The following is a 26,641-nucleotide window of genomic DNA, read 5'->3' as shown; positions in this document are numbered from 1 at the left end:
CAAGGGAGGATCCCAAAATAGATTTTAATCTATCTTGAAATCCTCCCTTTATGGTTTCAGTGATTTTATTATATCCTTTACAACGTAAAATCTAATCTATAAATTAAATCAACTATAAATCAATATTATTTTTGAATTACATTCACTTTGTCTTCAACTTCTTTGCATACCATAGCTATGAATTCATCTAATGGTAAGCTACCCATTTCGCCTTTATCTCTAGATCTAACAGAAACAGCTTTTGCTTCAACTTCTTTTTCACCTACAACTAGCATATAAGGAACTTTTTCTAATTGAGCTTCTCTTATCTTGAATCCTATTTTTTCTGCTCTGTCGTCTATTTCAACTCTTAAGCCCTTAGCAAATAATGCATCTTTAACTTCTTGAGCATAATCGTTGAATTTATCAGATATAGGAAGTATTTTAACTTGAACTGGAGCTATCCAAACTGGGAATTTACCAGCATAATGTTCAGTTAATACACCTATGAATCTTTCTATACTACCTAATAAAACTCTGTGTATCATAACTGGTCTATGTTTTTCACCATCTTGACCTATATAAGTAGCATCAAATCTTTGAGGTAATTGCATGTCTAATTGGATAGTACCACATTGCCATGTTCTTCCTAAGCAGTCTCTTAAGTGGAAGTCTATTTTTGGTCCGTAGAATGCTCCATCACCTTCGTTTATTTCATAAGGTAATTCTAGATATTCTAATGCATCTCTTAAACCATTTTCTGCTACTTCCCATTCTTCATCAGTACCCATAGAATCTTCTGGTCTAGTAGATAATTCTATAGTATATTCGAATCCAAATACTTTATAAACACGGTCTATAAGTTGAACAACACCGATTATTTCATCTTTTATTTGTTCTGGTAGCATGAATATATGTGCATCATCTTGAGTGAATGCTCTAACTCTCATAAGACCATGTAAAGCACCTGATAATTCATGTCTATGAACTCTACCAAGCTCAGCAACTCTCATTGGGAAATCTCTATAAGAGTGTGGTTTAGAATTATAGTAAATTAATCCACCTGGGCAGTTCATTGGTTTTATAGCATAGTCTTGGTCATCTATTTGTACAGTGTACATATTTTCTTTGTAGTGATACCAGTGTCCTGAAGTTTCCCATAATTTTCTGTTTAAGATTATTGGAGTTTCTATTTCAACATATCCAGCTTCTCTATGAACTTGTCTCCAGAAATCTAATAATGCATTTTTAAGTGCCATACCTTTTGGCATGAATAATGGGAATCCTGGTCCTTCTTCTGGTACCATGAATAATTCTAATTCTTTACCTAATTTTCTATGGTCTCTCTTCTTAGCTTCTTCCATTAAATGTAGGTATTCTTCTAAATCTTTATTTTTTTCGAAAGAAGTACCGTAGATTCTTTGAAGCATCTTGTTCTTTTCATCGCCACGCCAATAAGCACCTGCAACGTTTAATAATTTTACTGCTTTAACTTTCTTAGTTGATGGAAGATGTGGTCCTCTACATAAATCAGTGAAATCACCTTGTTTGTAGAATGATATTACTTCACCTTCTGGTAATTCTTCTATTAATTCAACTTTGTATATTTCTCCATTGTCTTTAGCCCATTTTAAAGCTTCTTCCTTTGGAAGTTCAAATCTTTCTATTTTTAAATCTTCTTTAGCTATTTTTTTCATTTCATCTTCTATTTTAGCTAAATCATCTTCTGTTATTCTATGTTCTAAATCTATATCATAATAGAATCCATTTTCTATACTTGGTCCTATAGCAAGCTTAACATCTGGATATAATCTCTTTAGAGCTTGAGCTAATATATGAGCTGATGTATGTCTAAATACATCCTTACCTTCTTGATCTTCAAATTTGAATAAATTTAATTCACAGTCTTCACTTACTTCATAGTCAAGTCCTACAGTTTCACCATTAACTGAAGCTGCAACAACTGCTCTAGCTAAACCTTCACTTATAGATTTAGCGATATCTAATACTGATACTTTGCCTTCAAATTCTTTAACAGAACCGTCTTTTAATGTAACTTTAATCATTTTTTGCCTCCTATAATTTTATATCCCAAAATAAATTTTAAATTTATAGTTAATCTAAAATAAAAAAACTCGTCCCTAAAAGTTGGGACGAGTATTATTTCGTGGTTCCACCCAAGTTGATTTACTTTATAAAATAAACCCTCTTGACGACTATAAGGTAGTCAACCGAACACTTTCACACTTTGTGCTAATAAGTTCTGCTCTAAGGTAGTTTTTCAATTTGATTATTTTATAAGGCTTACAGCCAATGACCTTACTCTCTGATAAAATAAAATTCAAATTTACTTGTCCTCTTCATCGCAAAATATTTTAATTACTTTAACTATTATGATTAAGATTATAACAGATACTCAAAAATCATTCAACCTTAAATATCAACAAAATTTTATATAAAATCATAAATTTTTATTTTTTGTGAAAAAGTTTTCTTTAACATAACTACTGTTTAAAAGTAACTTTAACATTATTTTCAAATATTATTTTTATATTTTCTATAATTTCCTCAGAAATCTCATCTCTTAAATCGTCTATTATCTCGATTTTCTTAGGACATAAGTTTATCAAAGTGCTTATTAAAAAATCTTCGTAATTTAAATCCTCTTTGATAATCATACTTATCATTTTTTCAGTATTATTATCTTTTATCTCGATTCTATTTTGATCGTAAAATTTAAAATTACCATCTTCCATTATATGTATTATCAATAAATCAATTTTACTATCTTGCGATTCTATAAAATATTTTAACGTATTTATAAATTGATTTTTATCCCTTTTTATTAAATATTCTTCGAGCGCTATATCGCTAATTATAGATATATACACCATAAAATCCCTCATTCGAAATCTAAAAAATCCATCTATATTGAGCGATTCTCCTGTATCTATAATTTCAACTAATTTATTGTAAATTGTATTTATTATAAATGGTTCTTTCTTGTCTAGTAAATATTTAGCCTCTAGATATACTTTGTCCTTTTCCTCATCATTTAAATTTCTGTAATTGCTCCATATGTATTCTTTTAAATTTTTGTTTTTTAATATAATCAAAATTAGCTCTATGATTTTATTTATTGTCTCTTCTTTATTTTCCATATCTATATTTACTACTAAATCTCTTAATTGTTCGTTACATATAATATACTTCTCTCTATTATCCTTCATAAATAAATTCACTAAATCATCATGCTGTGGTGAGTAATTTATATGTATCATCTTATTTGTCAATATTATCGTCCCTTTCTGTCAAATCAAAGGATAAGTTGAAATATATCTATATAGTATTATGTCTATTTTTTATTATTTAATTCATTTTTTATATGGAAAATTATGTTATGTTATTTTAATACATCTGGATTTTGAGATACTTCTATTGCACTAAGTACTAAGGCTTTTATTGATTTTTGAAGTCTATCGTGTGCAACTTCACTATCTGCAACCTTTAAAAATCCTTCTTCATGTACAAATATTGGTTTGCCTTCAGTAGCTTCTATTTCGCAATAGTAAGTTGGGCAAACATGAGAAACATTTCCTATATCACTTGAACCAGAGCTTCCTTCTGGCTTTGTAAATTCAGTAATTCCTGATTTTATTAGGTTTTTCTCAACTATTTTTCTTAAGTTTTGATTGTTTACTAAATCATCAAATGAATTTTCAAAATTTGTGTAAGATAACTTAGCTCCAGTCATAAGTGATGCACCTTTTGCACAGTTTATAACTTTTTGAGTTAATGTATCTAGATATTCTCTCTTTTGGGCTCTTATAGTTATTCTGCATTGTGCCTTGTGTGGAATTATGTTAGGAGCTTGACCTCCATTAGTTATAATTCCATGTATTCTAGCATCTGGAGTTATGTGTTGTCTAAGTGCATTTATACCTGCATATGTAAGCTGTACTGCATCAAGAGCATTTACTCCCATATGAGGGAAAGCTGCTGCATGTGCTGCAACCCCTTCGAAAGAGAATTCTATAGAATCCATAGCCAACGCTATTGGATCTAAGTTATTTACTCCTCCTAAATGCATTTGGAAAACTGCATCTATATCGTCAAATGCACCTCTATCTACCATATCACACTTAGCCCCTACTGTCTCTTCAGCAGGTGTACCCATAAATACTATAGTTCCTTTAAATAAATCCTTTAATTTGCTAAGAGATACGCAAGCGCCATAAGTCAACGCTGCAATCCAGTTGTGCCCACATGCGTGACCATTTTGGTCGTGGTTTTCTCCATACCCTGGAAGAGCATCGTACTCTGCAAGAAATGCTATTTTAGGTCCATCACCACATTTTAAATCAGCTCTAAAAGCTGTCTCTATATCACAATAAGGATATTGAACCTCAAATCCATGTTCTGCAATTTTATCAACTAAATATTTTGATGATATATATTCTTTGTCTCCTAATTCAGGATGATCAAATATAAATTTACTAACTTGTTCAAATTCAGGTGAAAGCTTTTCTACTGTATCAAAAACTATTTTTTCCATTTCTATTCCTCCGTATACAATTATTTCTAATATAAATTGTATCACTCCGAAAAGCTAGAATAAAGAAAAAGTACCATGCTCTTTTCAAACATGGTACTTTTATTTTATCGTTCACCTTTTTTATATGGATTACCTAAAGCCGCTGGTGCCTTCGATGTTTTAACAAATAAAACTAACATTATTAATGTAACTACATAGGGCAACATAGATAATAGATTTTCGTTTATATTTATTCCTAATGTTGGATTTCCTAAATAAACTGTAAGTCCTGTCGAAAATCCGAATAATATACAAGCTGCTCCAGCCCACTGTGGTCTCCATTTACCAAATATAACAGCAGCTAAAGCTATATATCCTTGTCCAGATATTAAAGACGGTCTAAATGTTGAAACTATCGCCAAGCTCATAGACGCCCCACCTAAGCCGGCAAGTATTCCCGAAAGTATTACACTTATATATCTTACCTTCGATACATTTATACCCAAAGTATCAGCTGCACCTGGATGCTCACCAACTGCTCTTATTCTAAGACCAAACTTAGTCTTATACAATACAAACCAAACTACAAATATCATAGCCAATGCTATATAAGTAGTTGCGTAAGTATTAAATATAGTATCTAATATACTTCCATATTCAAAAACTCCATTAAAAGGTCTTGGTATTTTATTTTCCATAGGTATAGTCGGAGTTGTAACTGAACCATTGAATAATATTTTAGATGTAAATAACGCAACACCTGGAGCCAAAAGATTTATCGCAACACCCGATATAGTGTGATCTGCATTAAAGCTTACAGTTGCAATCGCATGTATCAACGCAAATAAACCTCCTGCTATTCCTCCTATTAAAAATGCTATCCATGGATTACCAGTTAAAACACCTGCTGTCGCTCCAGCAAATGCTCCAATTGTCATCATACCTTCAAGTCCTATATTTACTATACCTGAATTCTCCGAGAATATTCCACCAAGCGCTGTAAATATAAGAGGAGTAGAATACATCAATGTTGTACTAAGGATTATTGCTAAATCATTCATTATTTACTACCCCCTTTACTTGTTCTTTTTTGTCTCATTTTTAAATACAAAATTCTAATAACACTAGTCAATGCTATAAAGTAGACTATAGATCCGATAATTATATTGACTACTTCAGATGGAGCTCCAACTGATTGCATCTTCGTTCCACCGTATTTAAATGCACCGAATAATAGCCCTGAGAAAATAACTCCAATAGGATTGTTGTTAGCGATAAGTGCAACAGCTATACCATCGAATCCATATCCCTCTTGTGCTGGAAGTACTGTTATGACATTAGTTACGCCCATAACCTGTATTGCTCCAGCTATTGCAGCTAATAAGCCAGCTATTGCCATAGATTTTACCATAGAGCTTCTTATATTTATACCTGCATACTCAGCTCCAAACTTGTTAAATCCAACTGCTCTAAGCTCAAATCCTAGGGTTGTTTTTTTCAATATAAATGCAATTATAAGAACTAGCACTATAGATATTACAATACCCCAGTTTACACTAGTAGCTGGACCAACTAAGCTCTTCATCCAATCTATGCTTATTTTAGCACTGTCCTTTATTGGAACTGATGTCTCACTGTTAGGTACCTTCAACCATGTAGTCATCAGTACAAAATTACTAAAATAAAATGCTATCCAGTTCAGCATAATATTTGATATAACTTCATTTATTCCAAATCTAGCCTTCAGCCAGCCTGATATACCTCCCCATAAAGCACCTGCTAAAGCAGCTGATATCAAAGTAAGAGGTATGTGTATAAATGCTGGTAAATCTACTCCAGCACCAACTAATACTGCAACTAACGCTCCTATTATAAACTGTCCTTCAGCACCTATATTAAAAAGTCCTGTTTTGTATGCAAATGCAATAGATAAACCCGTAAGTATTAGCGGTGTACCTCTGATTATAGTCCATGCTATATACTTAGGTTTTCCTATTATACCTTCTATTAACGCACTGTAAACTGTAATAGGATTGTGTCCAGAAAGAATCAACGCTATAGCTCCGACTAAAAGACCTAAAACAACAGATGCTATTGAAAATATAAAGGTATCATTTATTATTTTTTTGCTTTTAAATAGTCTATTTTCCACTGTAAGCACCTCCTGCCATCATAAGTCCTAGAGTATTTTCGTCTGTTTCATCGGCATTTACAATACCAACTATTTTGCCTTCGTACATTACTGCGATTCTATCAGATACATTCATTACTTCGTCTAGTTCTAGAGAAACTAATAAAACTGCATTTCCTGCATCTCTTTGCTCTACCAATGATTTATGAACAAACTCTATAGCCCCAACATCTAGCCCTCTCGTAGGTTGAGTCGCTATTAAAAGCTGTGGCTCGTGATTTTCTTGTCTAGACATTTCTATGTTGTTTACTTCTCTACCGATTATTATCTTTTGTTGATTTCCACCAGAAAGCGCTCTTGTTCTCTGTGTATAATCTGTAGGTCTAACGTCAAATCTAGAAATTATAGACTTAGCATGTTCATTCATAGCTTCTTGATTTATTATGAAATTTTTAGAAAATCTATCTTCTTTATAATTTTGTAAAATCGTATTTTCTGCTACTGTAAAGTCTAGTACTAGACCTCTTTTATGTCTATCCTCAGGTATATTTTTTATACCCTTTTTAAATATTTGCTTTGGCGTGTTGTTTTTGACTTCTTTGCCGTTTATCTTTATACTTCCGCTGTGAGACTTTCTAAGTCCTGTCAACGCCTCAACTAGCTCGCTCTGCCCATTTCCATCTATACCAGCTATTCCAAGTATTTCTCCTGCTTTTACTTCTAATGATAGATTGTCTACAGCGTTTATTTTTCTATTGTCCTTTACTACTAAGTTTTCTATTTTTAGTACTGTATCTGTTGGCTCAGATGGTTTCTTGTCGACTTTGAAATTAACCTCTCTACCGACCATCATAGTCGCTAAATCATCCTCTGTTACCTCGTCAACTTTTACAGTATCGATATATTTTCCACGTCTTATAATCGTGCAATGATCTGCTATCGCTTTTATTTCCTTTAATTTATGTGTGATTATAATTACTGATTTTCCTTCTTTAGTTAAATTTCTGATTATTTTTATTAAATCTTCTATCTCTTGTGGTGTTAAAACAGCTGTCGGTTCGTCTAGTATAAGCATATCCGCACCTCTATATAGAGCCTTTAATATCTCTACTCTCTGCTGCATTCCAACTGATATATCGTCTATTTTAGCCATAGGATCTACTGATAGACCGTATTTTTTAGATAATTCTTCTACATCTTTGATGGCCTTTTTCATATCTAAAGCTCCCATAAATTTAGTAGTTTCACTTCCTAAAATTATGTTTTGAGCAACTGTAAAAGTTCCAATCAGCATGAAATGCTGATGAACCATACCGATTCCCTTTTCGATAGCAACTGTAGGATTTTCTATATTTGTCAGCTCTCCATTAATATAGATTTCACCTGAAGTCGGAGTATATAGCCCGTATAAAATATTCATTAAAGTTGATTTTCCTGCCCCATTTTCTCCTAAAAGAGCATGAATCTCACCTTTATGTACAGTCAAATTTATATTGTCATTTGCTACAAAATCGCCAAACTTTTTAGTTATATTTTTCATTTGTATACTTTTATGACTGTAATCTATATAACTATTTTCCATGATATACCTCCTTGCTATTCTCCAAATATTTGTTTATATTCTTCGGCATTTTCTGGAACAGTTATTTCACCATCTTTAATCTTTTGAGCTTCCTTTTCAACATAGTCAAGTATATCCTTTGGAACGTTTTTGTCAGTACTATCTGCTATACCTACACCGCCACTAGCAAGTGTATTTACTACAACCTGACCGCCTTTATAAGTTCCATCTATTAATTGACCTATTAAATTGATAACTGATACATCTATGTTTTTTACTGCTGATGTTATTACATTATCTGGAGCTAAATCATTTTGGTCTGTATCAACACCTATAGCCATTTTGTCGTTTTCCTTAGCTGCTTCTATCGCTCCTGTACCTACTGCTCCTGCTGCTGTGAATATAACATCTACACCGTCTTTATGCATTTGATTTGCTATAGATTTTCCTAATGCAGAATCATTGAAGCTGTTTGCACATCTATCTATTACTTCACAATCTGGGTTAGCAGTCTTAACTCCTGCTTTGTATCCATATCTAAATCTATTTAACACTACACTGTCCATTCCAGAAATATATGCAACCTTGTTTGTTTTAGTCATTTTACCTGCTATTAAGCCTGCTAAATATGATGCTGTATTGTCTTCATATACTAATGAAGTCACATTTTCTGGTTGTTTTTCATATGCGTGGTCTATTATCGCAAATTGCTTTTCAGGATAATTTTCTGCTGCTGTTTCTATAGCATCGGCAGTTTTATAACCAACACCAATTATCAAGTCTAAATCCTCTTCTACAAAAGTCTCTATGTTTGGAGCATAGTCTGCATCCTGATTAGATTCTAAGTATTTTACTTGAACCTTGTCCTTACCGTATTTTTCTTCGGCCTTTTGTAATCCCTCCCAAGTAGATTGATTAAAGGATTCATCATTAACACCACCTGTATCAGTGATCATCCCTATTTTATATATTTTCCCATCTTCAGATACATTATCTGTATTTCCTTTATTAGTACATCCAACTGATAACGAACTTATCATCGTAACTATAAGTCCCATTGCAAGTATTTTCTTTAATTGCATATTATCCTCCTAAAGCTGTCTATTATATTGTTATTTTGTGCAAATTTTTGTATATTATTTATAACTAGATTGATATTTTGATTTTAAATAAATAACTATCAAGTATCTCTACTCAATAGCTATTTATTCAAAAATTATTTTCCAACTATTTCTTGGTATTCTTTTTCATTTGATGGAACTTTAATTTCTCCATCTTTTATTTTTTGAGCTTCTGCTTCAACATAATCCATAATGTCTTTTGGTACATTTTTGCTTGTTGTATCAGATAATCCAACTCCACCACTAGCAAGTGTATTTACTACAACCTCGCCGCCTTTGTAAGTTCCGTCAATCATTTGTCCGACTAAATCGATAATTGATACATCTATGTTTTTCATAGTTGATGTGATTATGTTGTCTGGTGCTAGAGGGCTTTGATCTACATCGACACCTATAGCCATTTTGTTGTTTTCCTTAGCTGCTTCTATTGCTCCTGTACCTACTGCTCCTGCTGCTGTGAATATAATGTCTACTCCATCCTTATGCATTTGGTTTGCTATAGATTTTCCTAATGCTGAATCGCTGAAAGTATTGGCATATCTAGCTATAATTTCACAATTTGGGTTTGCAGCCTTAATACCTGCTTTATATCCATATTCAAACTTAGCTAATACCGGACTCTCTATACCACCTATGAATGCTACTTTATTTGTCTTAGTCATTTTACCTGCTATTAATCCTGCTAAATAAGATGCTGTGTTATCTTCATACATTAATGATGTAACATTTTCTGGTTGTTTTTCATATGAGTGATCTATTATTGCAAATTCTGTATCAGGGTAGTTTTTAGCTGCTGTCTCTACTGCATCAGCCATTTTATATCCTACCCCAATTATTAAATCTAAATCTTCTTCTACAAATGTCTCTATATTTGGTATATAATCAGCTTCTTGAGTAGATTCTACATATTTTACTTGTACTTTATCTTTGCCGTATTTTTCTTCAGCCTTTTGTAGACCTTCCCAAGTAGATTGGTTGAAAGATTCGTCATGTACCCCTCCTGTATCGGATATCATACCTATTTTATATACATTCTCTTCTTTCGACGCATTATTACCGCCACATCCAACTAGTAATGAACCCATCATAACTATTGAAAGTCCTGTCATAAATAATTTCTTAAATTGCATATTTTCCTCCTGTAGTTGTCTATTATTTACTGTTTTTATTTTGTGCAAATTTCTATATATTATTTATAAGTCAAATTAATCTTATTTAAGCTACACTATTTTAAATATAATTATATATTTAAATTAATATACTTGTTTTATATGTCGAAATAGCACGAATTTTTATGTATTTACATTATCCTATTTTCTATTTAAAAAATCAATACTTATTTTTTATCTTTTAAATTTTTATTCGTATTTTGCCATAAAAAAATAAGCTGCAAAATAAATATTTACTTTACAGCTTATTTAAATAATCCTATGTATTTATATATTATTTTTTAAAACTTAATATTCCTAAAACTCCAGGTCCTGAATGCGAACCTATACAAGATCCTATTCTAAATGATCCTATTTTTTCAGGATTGTATTTTTGTTTTAAAGCCTCTATTAATGCATCTCTTTCTTTTATATTATCCATATAACCGACATACATAACTTTGTTGTCGATTTGACCATTAGTTAATTCATCTGTAGTTTCAATTAATTTACTTATAACATTCTTCTTCCCTCGAACTTGACCTAGTTGACTAACTAAACCATCCTTTACCTCACATATAGGCTTTACATTTAATATATTACCTAAAACAGCCTTTGTAGAAGATATTCTTCCTCCTTTTTGAAGGTGATTTAAAGAATCTATAGAGAACACTAGACAGTATTTTTCTTTTATTAAATCAAGCTCTGGTATTATTTCTTCAACAGTCTTACCTTGTTCAGCTAGCTCAGCAGCTCTTAATACAAATATCCCTGCTCCAAAAGTTAAATTACTTGCATCGTATAAATGTATATCTCCTTCTGTATCATTTTTAGCCATAACTGCACTTTGATAGCTTCCTGTAGCATTTGCTGATGCTGCTATGTAGAAAATTGTTTTTCCTTCAGCTATATATTTGTCAAATACAGTTTTAAATTGTCCATATGTTACTTGTGATGTCTTTGGATATACTTTTTTATCTTTTAATATTTTATAAAATTCATCTAACTCAAAATCTATTCCATCTTTATATTCTTTATCTTCTAATATTACAGTTAAAGGTAAAACCTCTATATCGTACTTTTCTATTTGTTCTTTAGTTAAATCTGACATACTGTCACAAATTATTTTTATCTTGCTCATAGTTAAAAACTCCTTTATTATAAAATTGTTATCTCATTCCTGGATATCCAATTTGTCTCATAGCTTCATATACTACTATAGCAACAGAATTTGATAAATTTAAACATCTCGCCTTTTCCAAATTCAACATAGGTATTCTAATACAATTTTCAATATTTTTTTCTATTAAATCATTTGGTAATCCCTTTGTTTCTTTTCCAAATACCAAAAAGCATCCGTCTTCATATTCTACATCTGAGTGAGCCTTAGTCGCTTTTGTTGTCGCAAAATAGTATTTTGCATCTGGGTATTTTTCTTGCAATTCCTCAAAGCTATCGTAATATCTAATTTCTGAAATATCCCAATAATCAAGTCCACATCTTTTTAAATATTTATCCTTTAATGAAAATCCTAAAGGTCTTATCAAATGTAAAGTTGTACCTGTATTTGCACAAGTTCTTATTATATTTCCAGTATTTTGAGGTATTTCAGGTTCTACTAATACAACATTTAATGACATTTTTTCCTCCTTATACTATTATACTTATTAGTTCTTTGCATAAAAATTTTTATAAAATTATAAACCTAAACTTTATTATATCAAAAAAAGCTATTATTTAAAAATTTCATTGATTTATATAGTTAGTGTTTTTATTATTTATTCCTTCTTATTATTTCGTCACGAGGCGGATAATAGCTTGTATTTATTAATTCCTTTTTTAAAACTTCTCCCTCCAATTTATATAAACGAAAAGTATTTACAGTATATCCTAATTTTCCCTCTTGTTCAACTATTTCTGTTCCTTTTTGTAGACTAGAATCCTGCTTATATACTTTTTTATTTTTAATTACCTTTGCTATTTCCGTTTTAATTTCTATATTTTTTTTATCTTCTTTATTTCCATATATGCTCGATACAATCCTTCCTTCAAAAACCTGATTGTATATTATTATTGGAGTTTTATTTTTATTTTCAAATATAAAATCTATATATCCATATGATACAGTCGCATCTCTTCCCTTATTAGCATATACACTTGGTATCGAATGATTTGTCACATCAATTATATCCATTCCTGCATATAATGCCGCATTATAAATAGTAGTGGAAACTTGACATATTCCACCACCTAGTCCTGTATTTGGTTTTCCGTTCAAAATAATTGGAGCGTTTTTTAGCTTGCTTCTAGCTCCATTGTTTTCTAATGTATTATTGAAAGAGAATTTCTCATCTGTATCTATAATTACATTACTGGTTGAATTCGCAGCTACATTTATATTATCAACTCTATTTGTGTTATTAGGGTTAAAATATGTTTCATAAACTCCTAATAAGGTGTTTATTTTTTTTAATTGAGCATAGGTATATTTTGGAGCTAGAGTTTTTATTGGAATTTCAACCTTTCCACAATCTAAATTTTTTATTTTATAAATTATAATCTCCTTTAATTTGTCCTTGTCTATAGATTGTCCATAACTTTCGTGAGTCAAAACTATATCTCCATTAGAAATTTTAGCAGTTGCATCTACTGGAGATATATAAATTTTTAAATTGAGGTCCTCTATTAATTTATCTATTTTAGAAGTATTATAACTAAAATTAAATCGAATTATTTGTTTATTGCCTTTACTCAAGTTTATTCTTGTTTTTATATTTGAAATTATATCTTCATTTCTGCCTACTTTGTATGCCTGATCAATTAAATTATCTACTTTATAATCTACATCAAATGTACCTTTGTCTATTATTATCTCTTGATTTTTATAAATTAATACAAAACATCTATTTTCTTCTATATAAGAATTTAATTTTTCTTTTGCTTCTTTTCTAGTTAAACCTGATAAATCTATATTTTGAACGTACACATTTTTATAAATTTTTTCATTAAAATTAAAAGCATTTACTACATTTGCTTTTGCTATTATAAAAACAATTACTAATATTACTAAAAGTCCAAGTCTCTTCAACGCCGTCATCCTTCCTTTATAGTAAATAATAGTATCCTCAAATAAATTCCTACTTTATTTCATTATTATAATAATCGCAATCCTCTTTTATCGGACATATATCACATTCTGGCTTTCTAGCCTTGCACATTCTTCTCCCGTGGAATATAAATAGATGATGCGAATGAGACCATCTATTTTTAGGAATAGCTTCCATCAATGCAAACTCTGTTTTTTCTGGAGTCTTAGTGTTTACGATTCCTATTCTATTTGTAACTCTAAATACGTGTGTATCAACTGCTATAGCATCGTGGTTGAAGGCATTGCTTAAAACTACATCAGCAGTTTTTCTACCAACTCCAGGCAGTGTAGTCAATTCCTTTAAAGTTTGAGGTACTTCTCCACCGAAGTTCTCGCATATCATTCTAGATGTTTCTCTTATTTTTTTTGATTTACTCTTGTAAAGCCCACAGCTTCTTATTTCTTCACTTATTTGTTCTTCTGTTAAATTTGCAAATTGCTCTGGTGTATTGTACTTTGCAAATAATTCCTTAGTTACCTTGTTAACTCTAACATCTGTACATTGCGCAGACAATATAGTTGCTACTAAAAGCTCAAATGGAGTTTCGTATTTTAGCTCACATTGAGCATCTGGATATGTTTCTTCTAATTTATCTAATATTTTATTTACATCTTTCATCTTTTGTCCCCCTTGCTTATTCAATTCTATTTTATAGGCTTAAATTTAAAACTACAATACATTTAAAATTCTAAACTCAACCTTTTTTAATTTCATCTATAAATTTATTATCTATAAAATCACTCAATATATTACAAAATATTTTATTTATATTTTTCCTCTCTCGTCAAAAAAAATCAATTTTGAGCGTAGTAATATTCCCAAAATTGATTTTTTAATCTTTCAATTTAAATAATATTTATATTATAAAATTATATCTCTTTACTCTTAAACTTGCTATATTTTGTTAATTTCTCCATAGATAATTTTTTTATAGTATCAAATTTTTCATCTGTTAATATTTCCATAGCTTCTTCTACTTTATTTACTTTATAAATATAAAATTTTTTGTTTCTTATAGCTTCTTCTACTTCATCACATAGTACTAAATTATCCTCATTATTAGCAGGAATAATCACTCCCTGATCACCTGTAAGGCCTTTGTTCTTGCAGCAATAATAAAAGCCTTCTACCTTTTTAGTTATTCCTCCTACAACCTGAACCTGGCCCTTTTGATTGATAGAGCCCGTAACTGCAATATTTTGTTTGATTCCAACATCGCTCAAGGAGGATAACAAAGCATATAATTCGGCAGATGATGCACTATCTCCATCGACACCACCGTAATTTTGTTCAAAACAAATATATGCATTTAAAGATAACGGAAATTCCTGTGCAAAATTTTCTGCTAAATATCCTTCTAATATTAATACCCCTTTATTATGAATAGAACCACTCATTTTAACTTCTCTTTCAATATTTACAATACCTCTACTTCCACAAGCTGTTGTGACTGTTATTCTAGATGGTTTTCCAAATGAATGCTCACCTGTACTCAGCACAGATAATCCATTTATTACGCCAACTTGCTTTCCTTTTATCTCTATTAATGTATTCTCTCTATTATAGGATTCATCTATTTTTTCTTCTATTTTATTTATTCTGCGTTTTTTTTCATATATAGCCTTTTCTATATGATTTTCCTCTATATACTCTGAATTATCCATGCATGCATATAAATTTCCTTCATTTATTATTTCCATTATTTTATTAAAATTTGTAGATAATTTATTTTTGTCCTCAACCATTTTCATACTTTGATCTATTACCTTTTTGACAGCCTCATAAGTGAGATGCTTATAATTATTTTTCCTACATTGATATGAAATAAATCCACTTAGTGCATCTTCATTTTCTTCTGTTTTATCCATTTCATCATCAAAGTCGACAAATACCTTAAAATACTTCATAAATTCAGGGTCATAATAGTAGATAAGATTGTATAAATAATGACTGCCTATAAGAATAATTTTTAAATCTAGCGGAATTGGAGTTGGAGTTATAAATCCTTGACCTTCTATTTCTATTTGGCCGCTTTTCATAGTTTGCTTTAATATTTCCCATGAATTTGAATATCTTAAAATCTGATCTGCATATAAAATCAAATATCCTCCATTTGCTTTGTGAATTGAGCCCGGTATTATTTTATTAAAATCTGTTTTTAGATTTCCATTTTGATATTCATATTCTGCTTTTCCAAATAAGTTGCTCGGTTTTGGATTATTTTCTATAATTATAGGAGAAAAATTTTCTTTACTTACAAATAAATTAACCTCATATTTTGAAAAATGATTTTTATCGTATTTTTCCTTTAAATCCTCCTCATCTAAATAAAATAGATATATATACTCTAAAATATCATCTTGTAAATCATTTAGATATTCCACTACCTTTTCGTTGTCAATATATTTATCCTTGAATTCCTTTAAATAAGGTAATACTACCATCCTTCCGATTTGGCTCTCTGTATCGACTACAGCCTGCTTTATTCGTTCTTCTAATTCCTTTAATTTGTACAAAACCTGTATTACCATCTCTTCCAATTCTGTTTTTGTCTTATAAAATTCCTCTGCTGAAGTTTCCTCCTCGTATTTATCATCTATAGGAACAAATATAAAGCTAGAACTACTGCTCTTTAGCTTAAATCCCCTTTCCTTTCCATATTGCTTTACACTTTTCAATAGCTTTTCTTTTTCAATTTCATAAGTCTGAAGTAGCCTATTTTTTGTCAATTCATATTCCTCATTTTCAAATGCATCACTGATTTTATCTGTTAAATCATCGATTAAATGCCTCATATCATCTTTAAATTCCTTTCCTTTTCCAGCAGGAAAATCTACCGCAATAGGACATCTAGGATTTTTAAAATTATATACATAGCACCAATCTTTAATTCTATTTTCATCTATCTGCTGTGATTTTATTGCCTTTACCGTGTAAGTAATTCTTCCACTTCCACAATTTCCTGAAACATATATATTATAAGCTGGATTGTTCATTTTTAAACCTAATGTCATCGCTCTTACTGCCCTCTCTTGACCGATAATACCATCATTAGGTTCTACTTCAGAAGTATTACTAAATTTTTTCATAGTCCTCTCACCTCAACACAATAATATTTTCAACTTATTTAATTATATGTTTCAGTCTCATTATTAATTATGAATATTTATTTTATTTAGCAAATTTTTTAAAGGTTAATTTTATTTTTGTCTAAAATTATATCCATATTTCTCTTGATAATTTTTCTACCTCTCCAGCTAAATGCCTTGTTTTTATATCTTCTTTTAAATTCTTTATTTGAAATTTCATCGATTTCATTTTTATCTAGCTTTGTAATTATATTTTGGTTAAATTCTTCTATTTTTGTAATTTCTATATCTTTATTATGTGGACAAATATCTTGGCATATATCACAGCCAAAAATTTTTCCATTTTGTCGTAGCAATCTTATTTCATCCTCCGATAATTCTTCTTTTTTCTGAGTTATATACGAAAGACATTTTCTCGGATTCATCTCAAAATCACCTAAAATCGCATTTCCTGGACAACTTTTGACGCATTTATTACATTTTATACAAGTTTTATCAATAGGCCCATCAGCTGCGAAATTATAATTATTTACAATATACGCTATAAAAATATAAGAACCATACTTATCCGTGATTATATTATTATTTACTCCAAAATAACCTATTCCACTTAAATACGCTAAATATCTATCTACTAGAGGTCCATTATCTGCAAAAATTTCATATTCGAAATTCTCGACCTCCTTTTGAATCTCCATACATATCTCTGTCAAAATCTTCTTTGTGACAATATGATAATCCTCTCCATAACAGTATTTAGATATATTGGCATCTTCACATTCACCAATATAATATGGAAACGCACAAACGATTATCGATTTAGCTTCCTCCATTATCAATTTAGGATTTATTCTCTTTTGAATATCCTCCTCTTCCATTCCTGTTAGATGACCTTTTTGCTTTCTATCTTCTAAAATCTTTTCCAAATCAAAATAAGGTCCAACAGGCGCAATTCCCATAATATCTATATTTTTACTCTCGCAAATTTTTTTCAATCTGTCTTTATTCATAAAATATCCTTTCATAAATTGCAATTTCGACTTATAATAACTAAAGGTAAGGGAGTGATAATTTGATAAAAATAACAATCCCAGGTCGACCTATTAGTAAGTCTAATTTTAAACTTCATAATATTCATGGTCAAGCCTGGATGCCAGCAAAAGGAAAGCATTCTAAATATTTAGCTTATGAAAATATGATTGCAGGATATATAAATCAACAATATCAAGGTGAACAGATAGAAGAGGATCTAATTACTGTTTTAAAATTATACTTCCCAGATAGACGAAGAGGCGATTTACACAACTACCCTAAGAGCATCTGTGATGGAATCGAAAAAAGCGGAATGATAAAAAACGACAAACAGCTTAGACCTGTTTTGCTATTTGACTATATAGATAAAGAAAATCCCCGCGTTGAAATCTATCTATATCCTGTATCTAAATACGATGTATCATATGAAATAACAGAAAAATAAATATACTTAGATACTTATAGGAGATGATAATATGTGGATTTTATATGCATTTGCTTCTTCGATATTTGCAGGGTTAACGGCAATATTATCAAAAATAGGAATAAAAAATACAGATTCTAATCTAGCTACAGCAATTAGAACAACTGTCGTCTTGGCTTTTTCCTGCTTGATGGTATTTATTGTAGGCTCTCAAAATCAGATAACCGATATAAGTACAAAGACAATGTCTTTTTTAATATTATCTGGTTTGGCTACAGGTGGATCATGGCTTTGCTACTTCAAGGCGCTACAATTAGGAAATGTAAACAAGGTCACACCTATAGATAAGTCGAGTACTGTATTGACTATGATTTTAGCCACAATATTTTTAGGCGAAAAACTCACAGCAATCAAAGCTATATGTATTGCATTGATAGGCATTGGTACATATATGATGATTGAAAAAAAGGACATTGAAGAAAATAAAAATGAAAAAAATAGCTGGCTTTTCTACGCTATTTTATCGGCAGTATTTGCGAGTCTTACATCAATTCTCGGCAAAGTAGGTATCGAAGGAATCGAATCAAACTTAGGTACATCTATAAGAACTGTTGTCGTTCTAATAATGGCGTGGGTAATAGTATTTGCAACAAAAAAACAATCTCAAATACATTCTATCGATACAAAAAGCTGGATATATCTGATTTTATCTGGATTTGCGACTGGAGGCTCTTGGCTTTGTTATTATAAGGCTCTCCAAGAAGGTCCTGCTAGTGTAGTAGTTCCAATCGATAAATTGAGTATATTAGTCACAATAGGATTTTCATACATTATTTTAAAAGAAAAATTAAATAAAAAATCAGCTATCGGTTTAATCTTAATTGTAATAGGTACATTACTATTATTAGTATAAAATAAAAAGGAAATCACAAGAGTAATTCCGTGATTTCCTTTTTATTTTATATATTAAGCTTTATTTTTCTAATACTTTAACTACATTTTTTAACATATCTCTTATGTGTAATTCATATGGACATCTAGTTTCACATTCACCACATTCAACGCAGTTACTTGCTTTTCCATCACCTAAAGCATTATATCTTTCAACAGCCCAATCTTGTAATCCATATCTAGTGTAGTATCCTTCTAGTAAGAAGTTTTGAGGAATTATTACACCTTGTGGACATGGTAGGCAGTATTCACATCTTCTACAGAAGTTAGTTCCTAGTTCAGCTTTGATTTTAGCTATTTTAGCATTATCTTCTTCTGTTAAAGTAGCATTATTTATTACTGCAGTATTTTCTCTAACTTGTTCTGGTGTATCCATACCTGGTATAGCAACATCTATATAGTCTTTTGATAGTATATATTTCATCGCTAATGTACCATCGTTGATTGCTCCACCAGCTAATGGTTTCATAGTTATAGTTCCAACACCTTTTGCATGTGCCTTTTGGAAAATTTCATCTGCTTGGTTTTCTACTATATTGTAAGGGAATTGTATACTTTCAAATTTTCCACTTTCAACTGCTTTTTCTACTGTTTCTAGTCCATGACTTGTTATACCTATGTGTTTTATTTTACCAGCTTCTTTTGCTTCCACTAGAGCTCTATAAGCTTTGTCTTCTCCAAATATAGAATCGTATTCTGCTGGTTTTACATTATGCATTTGGTATAAATCTATATAGTCAGTTTGAAGATTTTTTAAGCTTATTTCTATATCCTTTTTCATTGATTCATAATCTCTAGACATTGATTTAGTAGCTATATAGAATTTTTCTCTTCTTCCTTTTAGAGCATTTCCTAAATACTCTTCACTTACTGTATAACCCCTTGCAGTATCTATGAAGTTAACTCCACATTTTTCTAGTTCGTCAATTACTTTATTTGTTTCCTCTTGGCTTATTCTTTGTATTGGTATACCACCGAAACCTACTCTTTTTATTTGCATACCTGTTTTACCAAACTCTCTCATAATAAGTATCCTCCATTTTTTATAATATATAATTTAAAAAAAGTATCAACATAGTTGATACTTATTCTGTAACATCATCATGAAGATCCGTAGGTATTGCTACCATTACTAAATCACGTTTCTTTGGTTCATCACTTTCTTTTCTATTTGCTAAAATTTCTGAAACTTTTGCCTTCATAGCTTCTTGTAATTCTACTACTTCTGCATCTGTTAATTCTATATTTCTATATTCTAAAACTCTATCTAATTTTAATGTTCCTTGTTCTACGGCATCGTAGAAATTTTCTACTGTATCTTCAAAGTCTGAAATTGATACAGTCCCCTCTTCACTTGCAGGATCTAAGCTATAATCGATTATTTTTCTACTCATAACAACATTATTTGCTGTTGGATAATAATATTTTTCAACTATGCCTGATTTGATTTTTTCTTCTACTAATTCTAATATACCTACATTGTATAATGTTTTGATATGATAATTTATCTTAGCATGTGGTTCATCTAACATTTCTGATAATTGCTTTGCAGATAATGGCTCTTTATCAAAAGCATTCAATATATCTATTCTTCTTGGGTGTGCAATTGCTTTAACACACTCTAAATCGCGCAATACTAACAAATCTTTCATTTTTCTTACCCCCAAAAAAGTCACTTACTTACTTTAATATAAAAATAATTATATATTAAATATATATAATTGTCAAAAAAAACATAATACATACTTTTATCGACAAATTATTTAATATTTACTTAATTAAAATATTTTGAATAATCTAAATTTTGCATACTCATATATTACATTATTTATAATTAAATTTCAATATAAATATAATATAAAAAAAATATTTTTTTTATATTATTGTATTAAAATAATTCATAAAAATAAGGACTAATTTATGAAACTAAATTAATCCTTATTTTATCATGTAAATTTTACACTTCAGCCTAATCTACTATTTTGCTACCACCTACAAACTCTCTAATTATCGCTGTTGGAGGTATATCAGATAAATCATCTAATTCAACAAAATACTGTAAGAATTTTAAAAGTCTTTTAGCTTCTATATAAGCCTCACTACTTTTATCTATTTTCTCTAATAGAGGCTTCACATACGTTTTTAATACTGCTAGCTCATATACACACGCTGTATTAAACATCAAGTCAGCTTCTTCTTGATAAGGGAATATGTTTTTTTCTTCTCCCCTTCTTACAGAAGACCAACCCATTATTGTCATCTCTGCCGTATGACCTCTAAACTGATTATCTCTGACAATTCTTCTTATCAATCTCAAATCAGTAGTCGGAATTCTATTGTGATCATCTAAATTTAATTGTGTTAGTACACTTAAATAAATTTTAAATTTTTCACTATTTGGTATTGAAGATGTAAGCAATGGATTCAATCCATGGATACCCTCTAATATTATAGGTTGATTTTTTTCTATTTTTAGTATTTTTCCCTTTTCGCTTTTACCTGTTATAAAATTGTACTTAGGAAGCTGAACCTCTTTACCTTCTAGCAAATCGTTCAAATCTCTATTAAATCTCTCTAAATCTATAGCATATATAGATTCATAATCAGGTTTTCCGAATTCATCTAACGGTGTCTTATGTCTATCTATAAAATAATCATCCAATGAAATAGATATAGGATTTAAGTTATTCACCTTTAGATGAATACATAATCTTGTCGCAAAACTTGTCTTGCCTGATGAAGACGGTGCAGCTATTAAGATTATTCTTTTGTTTTCTTGTTTTATTATATCGGCAATTTGTCCTATCTTTTTTTCGTGTAGGGCTTCAACTATTCTTATTATTTCTCCGTATTTTTTTTCTTCTATTATTTTATTTAGAGACAATACTTTATCTACACCCATTAAATCAGACCATTTTTCTGCCTCCTTGTATATATTAGCAAGCTTTGGTTGAGGTACAAATTTTTTAGGGATTTGCTTGTTATCCTCGCTAGCAGCCATTAAAATTACACCCTTTTGATATTTAAATAAATCATATGTTTTTACATATCCAGTTGAAGGCATCATATATCCATAAAAATGATCTATATAATTATTACATTTATAAATTTTTACAGTATCCTTTTCTTTGTACTTAATTAATTCAGCCTTTTCATATAATCCTATATCTTCAAATATCTTAATGGCTTCTTTTTTTGTATATAATGTCTTTTCTATAGGATAATCCTTGGCTATAATTTTATCCATTTTTTGTTTTATATTTGATATATCCTCATCTGTAAGCTCTCTATCTAGGTGTATTTCACAATATACACCTTCAGATAATGAATGCTCTATTACAACCCTGCTGTCCTTGAACAAGCATTTACACGCCATAATAAAAACAAGATTTAGTGTTCTAGTATATACTCTGAGCCCATCTGGAGTTTTTGTATCTAAAAATTTTATACTACTATCTTCATTAATATAAGTAGTTAATTCCTTTAATTCATTATTTACTACAGCCAAAGAAATATATCCTGAATGATCTGTTTCAAAATCTTTAGCTATATCTGACAATCTAATCCCCCCTGATTGATCTTCTACAGCATATTTCTTTATCTGTCCATCAATATTTAAATTAATCATCGTCATACCCCTCTTTGTAAAAAAACCTTATTCTAAAAACTTATAATATAGATTTTCTTATATTATTTATTATTCACATCTAGCTATTTATGTACCTAATTAATCTATGAGACTTATGTCATTAAAAGGATATAGTCTTACAAAAACTTTTCCTTCTACATCGCCCACATCTACTAAACCAACTTTGTCATATCTACTATCTAGGCTAACTTCTCTATTATCACCTAATACAAATAGCTTCCCTTCTGGAACTACTAAATCAATTTCTCCTTCAGTGTATGTTCCAGCATCTAGATAAGGCTCGTCAAGTAAGTTTCCATTTACAAAAACTTGACCTCCTGTTATTAAAATCTCGTCTCCTTCAACTCCAATAACTCTCTTAACTAAGTCCTTATTTGAGCCATCTTCTTGTTCTAAATCAGATTTAAATACTATAACATCTCCATTTTCAGGTTGTCCTATTTTGTATTCGATTCTATTTATTATTAAGTAGTCATTTTCGTGAAGTGTTGGAACCATAGAATCACCTCTGACTAAAGTAGGTTTTATAAATAAAGTTATTACAAATGCTAATATAATAGCAAGTCCAAAAACTTTTATCCATTCAATTATACTGCTTTTTAAGCTTTTATTTTCTTGTTGATTGACTTCTTTTTTACCCATAATACCATCTCCTCTTTATTAGTTTAATTGGTTTTTAATAATTTATCCTTAACCCTTTTGGATAGTGATTTTTTAATACTCCATTTGACTCCTTGCCCCATCCTAAAGGTATTCCTTCGACAGCTACAACAACCCAGCCACGACTCTGAGCCGTATTTATTACATTACCTCTTAAATAGTCAAATACCTCTTTATCGTCTAAGTTAAAATTTTGTATGTTTTTTATTTGGTCTAATTTTAAATAATGTGACAATGCATGTGAAGGCTCAAATCGATTTTTCTTTAGTACTCCTAAATGAAGACCATATCTCAATACCTTTATTTTATCTAGGTTCGGACACTCATCTGGGAGTAAATATAGATTTTCTCCTCTGAGCATATATTTATTATCGAAATCTACATCTAGGTATTTTTTCTCAAAATTTTTATATTCTTTGAGCTCGTTGTTTAGTTTTTTTAATTTCATGTCCTTAACTCTACAGTCCTCATCATCTAATTTTTGAATTTTAGCCACAAAATGACCTTCGCCTTTTATCTTATGAGGCCATAATCTCTCCTTTGTTATCAAAACTGCACCTTCAGTTTCTTCTATAAATTCATCTATTACATCTTCATTTTCCTCTGTTGAAAATGTACAAGTTGAGTACACTAGAATTCCGCCCTTTTTAAGCATCTTATATCCATCTCTTATTATTTCCTTTTGGATAGATTGACATTCTAGTACCTTGCTGTAGCTCCAGTCCTCGATTGCAACTGGATCCTTTCTAAACATTCCTTCTCCTGAACACGGCGCATCTATTACTATTTTATCAAAATATCCAGTAAAAACTTTTCTAAGCTTTACTGAATCCGTATTTGTTATTATACAGTTTCTAGCTCCAAACCTCTCTAAATTTTCTCCTAGAGCCTTTATTCTAATAGGATTTATCTCGTTTGATACTAAAAGTCCAGTATCGTCTAGTTGAGATAATATATATGTAGACTTTCCTCCTGGAGCTGCACACATGTCTAGTACCTTGTCCCCTTTTTGTATATCGAGCTTAGGTACTACACTCATAGCTGAGGGCTCCTGTAAATAATATGCACCAGCTTCGTGAAGCGGATTTTTACCTGGTCTACAACTAGCTTCATCGTAGTAAAATCCACCCTCTGCCCAAGGAATTTTTTCTAGTTCAAATAAATTTAAATCCATTAATTTTTCCTCAGACATCTTCATCGTATTTAGCCTAAGTCCTGTTGTCCTCTTTTCATTATAGCTATTTATAAATTCTTCGTATTCATCCTTCAATACGACCTTTACATCTTCTAAAAATTTCTCTGGTAAATTAATCAAATTATTTTTCCTTTCTATATATTTTATTCTCACTAATATTTTATATTCTCGTACTTTATGGCTTTTTTAATTTTAACACTATTTCGAGTATATTTAACAGTAAATTTTATTTTCTATGTTTTAGTCTATCAAAAAATCGCTTCTTTGAATATAACATATATTTGTTAAGTTTATTTAAATTTACTTTAGCCAAAACTATTATATACAGTATAAAAACCATAATAGTCCATCTATATTCTATCATCAATATGAAATCAAAAATACCGTGAAGCAATATTGGAATCAAAAAAGTTAAAAATAAATTCTGTCTTCTCTCGACTTTATTTTTTTCAAACTTGTACTTCGATAAATAATATCCCATAGTAATCGCAAACATAATATGTGCAGGTATAGATATACACGCCCTAACAAAAGCTATTTCAAATACAGAAAATATCTTTTCATAATTTACATAAATTATATTCTCTATAGTAGCAAATCCCAGCGATAAAAAAATAGAATATATTATACCATCAAGCTTCTCATCATAGGACTTTTCTCTATTTGCAAAAAAAGTCAGCACAACTCCCTTTAATATCTCCTCAGTACATCCTGCAACTATAAAGGCAGTATATATCAGCTTTGTTTCACCTCTAAATATATTTTCGCCTATTAAAAGCTTTTCTATAACTATTGCAAAAAAACTTATAATTATACCCAAAATAAAATACTTCAAAAGTACATGAATATTCTCCTTGTTGTACTTATCCTTGTAATAAATCCACAGTATAAAGCAAATCACAGGCAAAAAAATCAATAAAAAAGTCAGCATAAAATTATTTCCCTTCTTTAAATTAATTCCTATCAAATATCTTTTCACAAAAAACTCTCCCTATTCATAAAATAAATAATAGAGTTATCAACAAGTATTAAGCGATATATAAATCCAATATATCGCCAATCTAAAAAAGAAGGTGATTAAATGCAAGACGGTTATTTAACAGTAAACGTTATCGATTCTACTACTAACGCACCAATGGAAAACGTCACTATAAATATCTACGGTCAAAATGAAGACGGTTCAGCCTCTTCTACTGTATATCAAAATTTAAAAACCGATAATTCCGGTCAAATAAATAATCTTCCTCTTTCAGCACCAGACCTAGCTTATTCCCTACAGCCATCAGATGTCAAACCATATAAAGATTACATCGTAGAAGCGATAAAAGACGGATACGAAACTATCATAATAGACGGAACTCAACTCTTACCTGTTGTAAATGCAAGACAATCAATCCCGATGAGACCAAGAGAGAGAAGTAGACTTTCTTATAAAAGACAAAACGAAATAATTTACGATATAGGACCTCATACATTGTGGGGGGATTATCCACCTAAAATACCAGAAGACAGCCTAAAACCAATTCCTGCACCAACTGGATTTGTCGTTTTAGATAATCCTGTAGTGCCTGAATTTATAGTAGTTCACGATGGATTACCTGAGGATACATCTGCTGAAAATTTTTGGGTTCCATTTAAGACCTATATAAAAAATGTAGCCTCTTCTGAAATATACTCAACATGGCCAGAACAAACTATTTTTGCAAATGTTATCGCAATTATTTCATTTACACTAAACAGAGTTTTTACTGAATGGTATAGAAATAAAGGGTTTAATTTTACAATTACATCTACAACTAACTACGACCACAAATATATACACAATAGAAATATTTTCGATGAAATATCTGTTGTTGTAGACTCAGTATTTAATACCTTTATAAGAAGACCTCCTACTTCTAGACAGCCGCTTTTGGCGCAATATTGCGATGGTGTCAGAGTACAATGTCCTGATCAGATGGCTCAATGGGGAAGTAAGGACCTGGGTGATCAGGGATATAATTACGAGGATATTTTAA

General features: G+C 30.4%; 23 protein-coding genes and 1 other annotated feature. Of the genes, 3 read left to right on the top strand and 20 right to left on the bottom strand.

The window, feature by feature from the left end:
• Window positions 1-125 precede the first annotated feature (125 nt).
• The 14 genes from thrS to queG form a co-directional block, all read right to left on the bottom strand.
• On the bottom strand, window positions 126-2,045 hold the full coding sequence (gene thrS, locus MR593_RS12925) for a threonine--tRNA ligase (protein ID WP_290693730.1): 1,920 nt from the start codon (window positions 2,043-2,045) through the stop codon (window positions 126-128).
• 80 nt (window positions 2,046-2,125) lie between these two features.
• Window positions 2,126-2,352: a binding site (T-box leader), on the bottom strand.
• Between the two features lie 131 nt (window positions 2,353-2,483).
• On the bottom strand, window positions 2,484-3,272 hold the full coding sequence (locus MR593_RS12920; protein WP_290693727.1) for a putative sporulation protein YtxC: 789 nt from the start codon (window positions 3,270-3,272) through the stop codon (window positions 2,484-2,486).
• A gap of 110 nt (window positions 3,273-3,382) precedes the next feature.
• On the bottom strand, window positions 3,383-4,534 hold the full coding sequence (locus tag MR593_RS12915) for a M20 family metallopeptidase (protein WP_290693724.1): 1,152 nt from the start codon (window positions 4,532-4,534) through the stop codon (window positions 3,383-3,385).
• A 104-nt stretch (window positions 4,535-4,638) separates the two neighbouring features.
• Window positions 4,639-5,574 (bottom strand): ABC transporter permease, encoded by a 936-nt coding sequence (locus MR593_RS12910; protein WP_290693721.1) that lies wholly within the window; start codon window positions 5,572-5,574, stop codon window positions 4,639-4,641.
• The gene (locus MR593_RS12905) at window positions 5,574-6,665 is read right to left on the bottom strand and encodes an ABC transporter permease (RefSeq protein ID WP_290693719.1); all 1,092 of its coding nucleotides are present in this window, start codon (window positions 6,663-6,665) and stop codon (window positions 5,574-5,576) included. Before MR593_RS12905 ends, MR593_RS12910 begins: the two co-directional genes overlap by 1 nt.
• Window positions 6,655-8,226, bottom strand: a complete 1,572-nt coding sequence (locus MR593_RS12900; protein WP_290693716.1) for an ABC transporter ATP-binding protein — start codon at window positions 8,224-8,226, stop codon at window positions 6,655-6,657. The genes MR593_RS12905 and MR593_RS12900 overlap by 11 nt, the downstream gene beginning before the upstream one ends.
• Before the next feature lie 14 nt (window positions 8,227-8,240).
• The gene (locus tag MR593_RS12895) at window positions 8,241-9,287 is read right to left on the bottom strand and encodes a BMP family lipoprotein (RefSeq protein WP_290693712.1); all 1,047 of its coding nucleotides are present in this window, start codon (window positions 9,285-9,287) and stop codon (window positions 8,241-8,243) included.
• A gap of 134 nt (window positions 9,288-9,421) precedes the next feature.
• Window positions 9,422-10,456, bottom strand: a complete 1,035-nt coding sequence (locus MR593_RS12890; RefSeq protein ID WP_290693710.1) for a BMP family lipoprotein — start codon at window positions 10,454-10,456, stop codon at window positions 9,422-9,424.
• 313 nt (window positions 10,457-10,769) lie between these two features.
• On the bottom strand, window positions 10,770-11,615 hold the full coding sequence (locus MR593_RS12885; RefSeq protein ID WP_290693708.1) for a DegV family protein: 846 nt from the start codon (window positions 11,613-11,615) through the stop codon (window positions 10,770-10,772).
• Window positions 11,616-11,643: 28 nt separating this feature from the next.
• Window positions 11,644-12,114 carry a tRNA (uridine(34)/cytosine(34)/5-carboxymethylaminomethyluridine(34)-2'-O)-methyltransferase TrmL gene (gene trmL / locus MR593_RS12880; protein ID WP_290693706.1) on the bottom strand — a complete coding sequence of 157 codons (471 nt, stop codon included), beginning with the start codon at window positions 12,112-12,114 and terminating at the stop codon, window positions 11,644-11,646.
• A gap of 134 nt (window positions 12,115-12,248) precedes the next feature.
• Window positions 12,249-13,562, bottom strand: a complete 1,314-nt coding sequence (locus MR593_RS12875) for a VanW family protein (RefSeq protein WP_290693704.1) — start codon at window positions 13,560-13,562, stop codon at window positions 12,249-12,251.
• Between the two features lie 49 nt (window positions 13,563-13,611).
• On the bottom strand, window positions 13,612-14,241 hold the full coding sequence (gene nth / locus MR593_RS12870) for an endonuclease III (RefSeq protein ID WP_290693702.1): 630 nt from the start codon (window positions 14,239-14,241) through the stop codon (window positions 13,612-13,614).
• A 251-nt stretch (window positions 14,242-14,492) separates the two neighbouring features.
• Window positions 14,493-16,712 carry a Lon protease family protein gene (locus MR593_RS12865; RefSeq protein ID WP_290693700.1) on the bottom strand — a complete coding sequence of 740 codons (2,220 nt, stop codon included), beginning with the start codon at window positions 16,710-16,712 and terminating at the stop codon, window positions 14,493-14,495.
• A gap of 98 nt (window positions 16,713-16,810) precedes the next feature.
• Entirely contained in the window at window positions 16,811-17,722 is a 912-nt protein-coding gene (queG, locus tag MR593_RS12860) for a tRNA epoxyqueuosine(34) reductase QueG (RefSeq protein WP_290693698.1), read from the bottom strand.
• A 62-nt stretch (window positions 17,723-17,784) separates the two neighbouring features.
• Between queG and MR593_RS12855 the strand changes: the two genes are divergently transcribed.
• Both MR593_RS12855 and MR593_RS12850 read left to right on the top strand, forming a co-directional pair.
• Entirely contained in the window at window positions 17,785-18,189 is a 405-nt protein-coding gene (locus MR593_RS12855; RefSeq protein WP_290693696.1) for a RusA family crossover junction endodeoxyribonuclease, read from the top strand.
• 31 nt (window positions 18,190-18,220) lie between these two features.
• Window positions 18,221-19,081, top strand: a complete 861-nt coding sequence (locus MR593_RS12850; protein WP_290693694.1) for an EamA family transporter — start codon at window positions 18,221-18,223, stop codon at window positions 19,079-19,081.
• Between the two features lie 60 nt (window positions 19,082-19,141).
• Here MR593_RS12850 and MR593_RS12845 read toward each other — a convergent pair whose 3' ends face one another.
• The 6 genes from MR593_RS12845 to MR593_RS12820 all read right to left on the bottom strand — a co-directional run bounded on the left by MR593_RS12845 (window position 19,142) and on the right by MR593_RS12820 (window position 25,602).
• The gene (locus MR593_RS12845; protein ID WP_290693692.1) at window positions 19,142-20,143 is read right to left on the bottom strand and encodes an aldo/keto reductase; all 1,002 of its coding nucleotides are present in this window, start codon (window positions 20,141-20,143) and stop codon (window positions 19,142-19,144) included.
• A 61-nt stretch (window positions 20,144-20,204) separates the two neighbouring features.
• Window positions 20,205-20,771: an ArsR/SmtB family transcription factor gene (locus tag MR593_RS12840; protein WP_290693691.1), complete on the bottom strand. Its 567-nt coding sequence runs from the start codon at window positions 20,769-20,771 to the stop codon at window positions 20,205-20,207.
• A gap of 317 nt (window positions 20,772-21,088) precedes the next feature.
• Window positions 21,089-22,753 carry a nucleoside kinase gene (locus MR593_RS12835; protein WP_290693690.1) on the bottom strand — a complete coding sequence of 555 codons (1,665 nt, stop codon included), beginning with the start codon at window positions 22,751-22,753 and terminating at the stop codon, window positions 21,089-21,091.
• A gap of 93 nt (window positions 22,754-22,846) precedes the next feature.
• Window positions 22,847-23,410 carry a signal peptidase I gene (gene lepB / locus MR593_RS12830; RefSeq protein ID WP_290693689.1) on the bottom strand — a complete coding sequence of 188 codons (564 nt, stop codon included), beginning with the start codon at window positions 23,408-23,410 and terminating at the stop codon, window positions 22,847-22,849.
• Between the two features lie 34 nt (window positions 23,411-23,444).
• Window positions 23,445-24,743, bottom strand: coding sequence for an RsmF rRNA methyltransferase first C-terminal domain-containing protein (locus MR593_RS12825; protein ID WP_290693687.1), 1,299 nt, complete (start codon window positions 24,741-24,743; stop codon window positions 23,445-23,447).
• A 106-nt stretch (window positions 24,744-24,849) separates the two neighbouring features.
• Entirely contained in the window at window positions 24,850-25,602 is a 753-nt protein-coding gene (locus tag MR593_RS12820) for a PrsW family intramembrane metalloprotease (RefSeq protein ID WP_290693685.1), read from the bottom strand.
• 102 nt (window positions 25,603-25,704) lie between these two features.
• Here MR593_RS12820 and MR593_RS12815 point away from each other — a divergent pair.
• The coding region (locus MR593_RS12815; protein ID WP_290693683.1) for a peptidoglycan-binding protein at window positions 25,705-26,641 on the top strand (937 nt) is incomplete at its 3' end.

This window comes from Intestinibacter sp., assembly GCF_022780145.1.
GTDB lineage: Bacteria > Bacillota > Clostridia > Peptostreptococcales > Peptostreptococcaceae > Intestinibacter.
The sequence above is the reverse complement of the archived record's forward strand: the minus strand, read 5'-3'. Positions and strand labels throughout refer to the sequence as shown.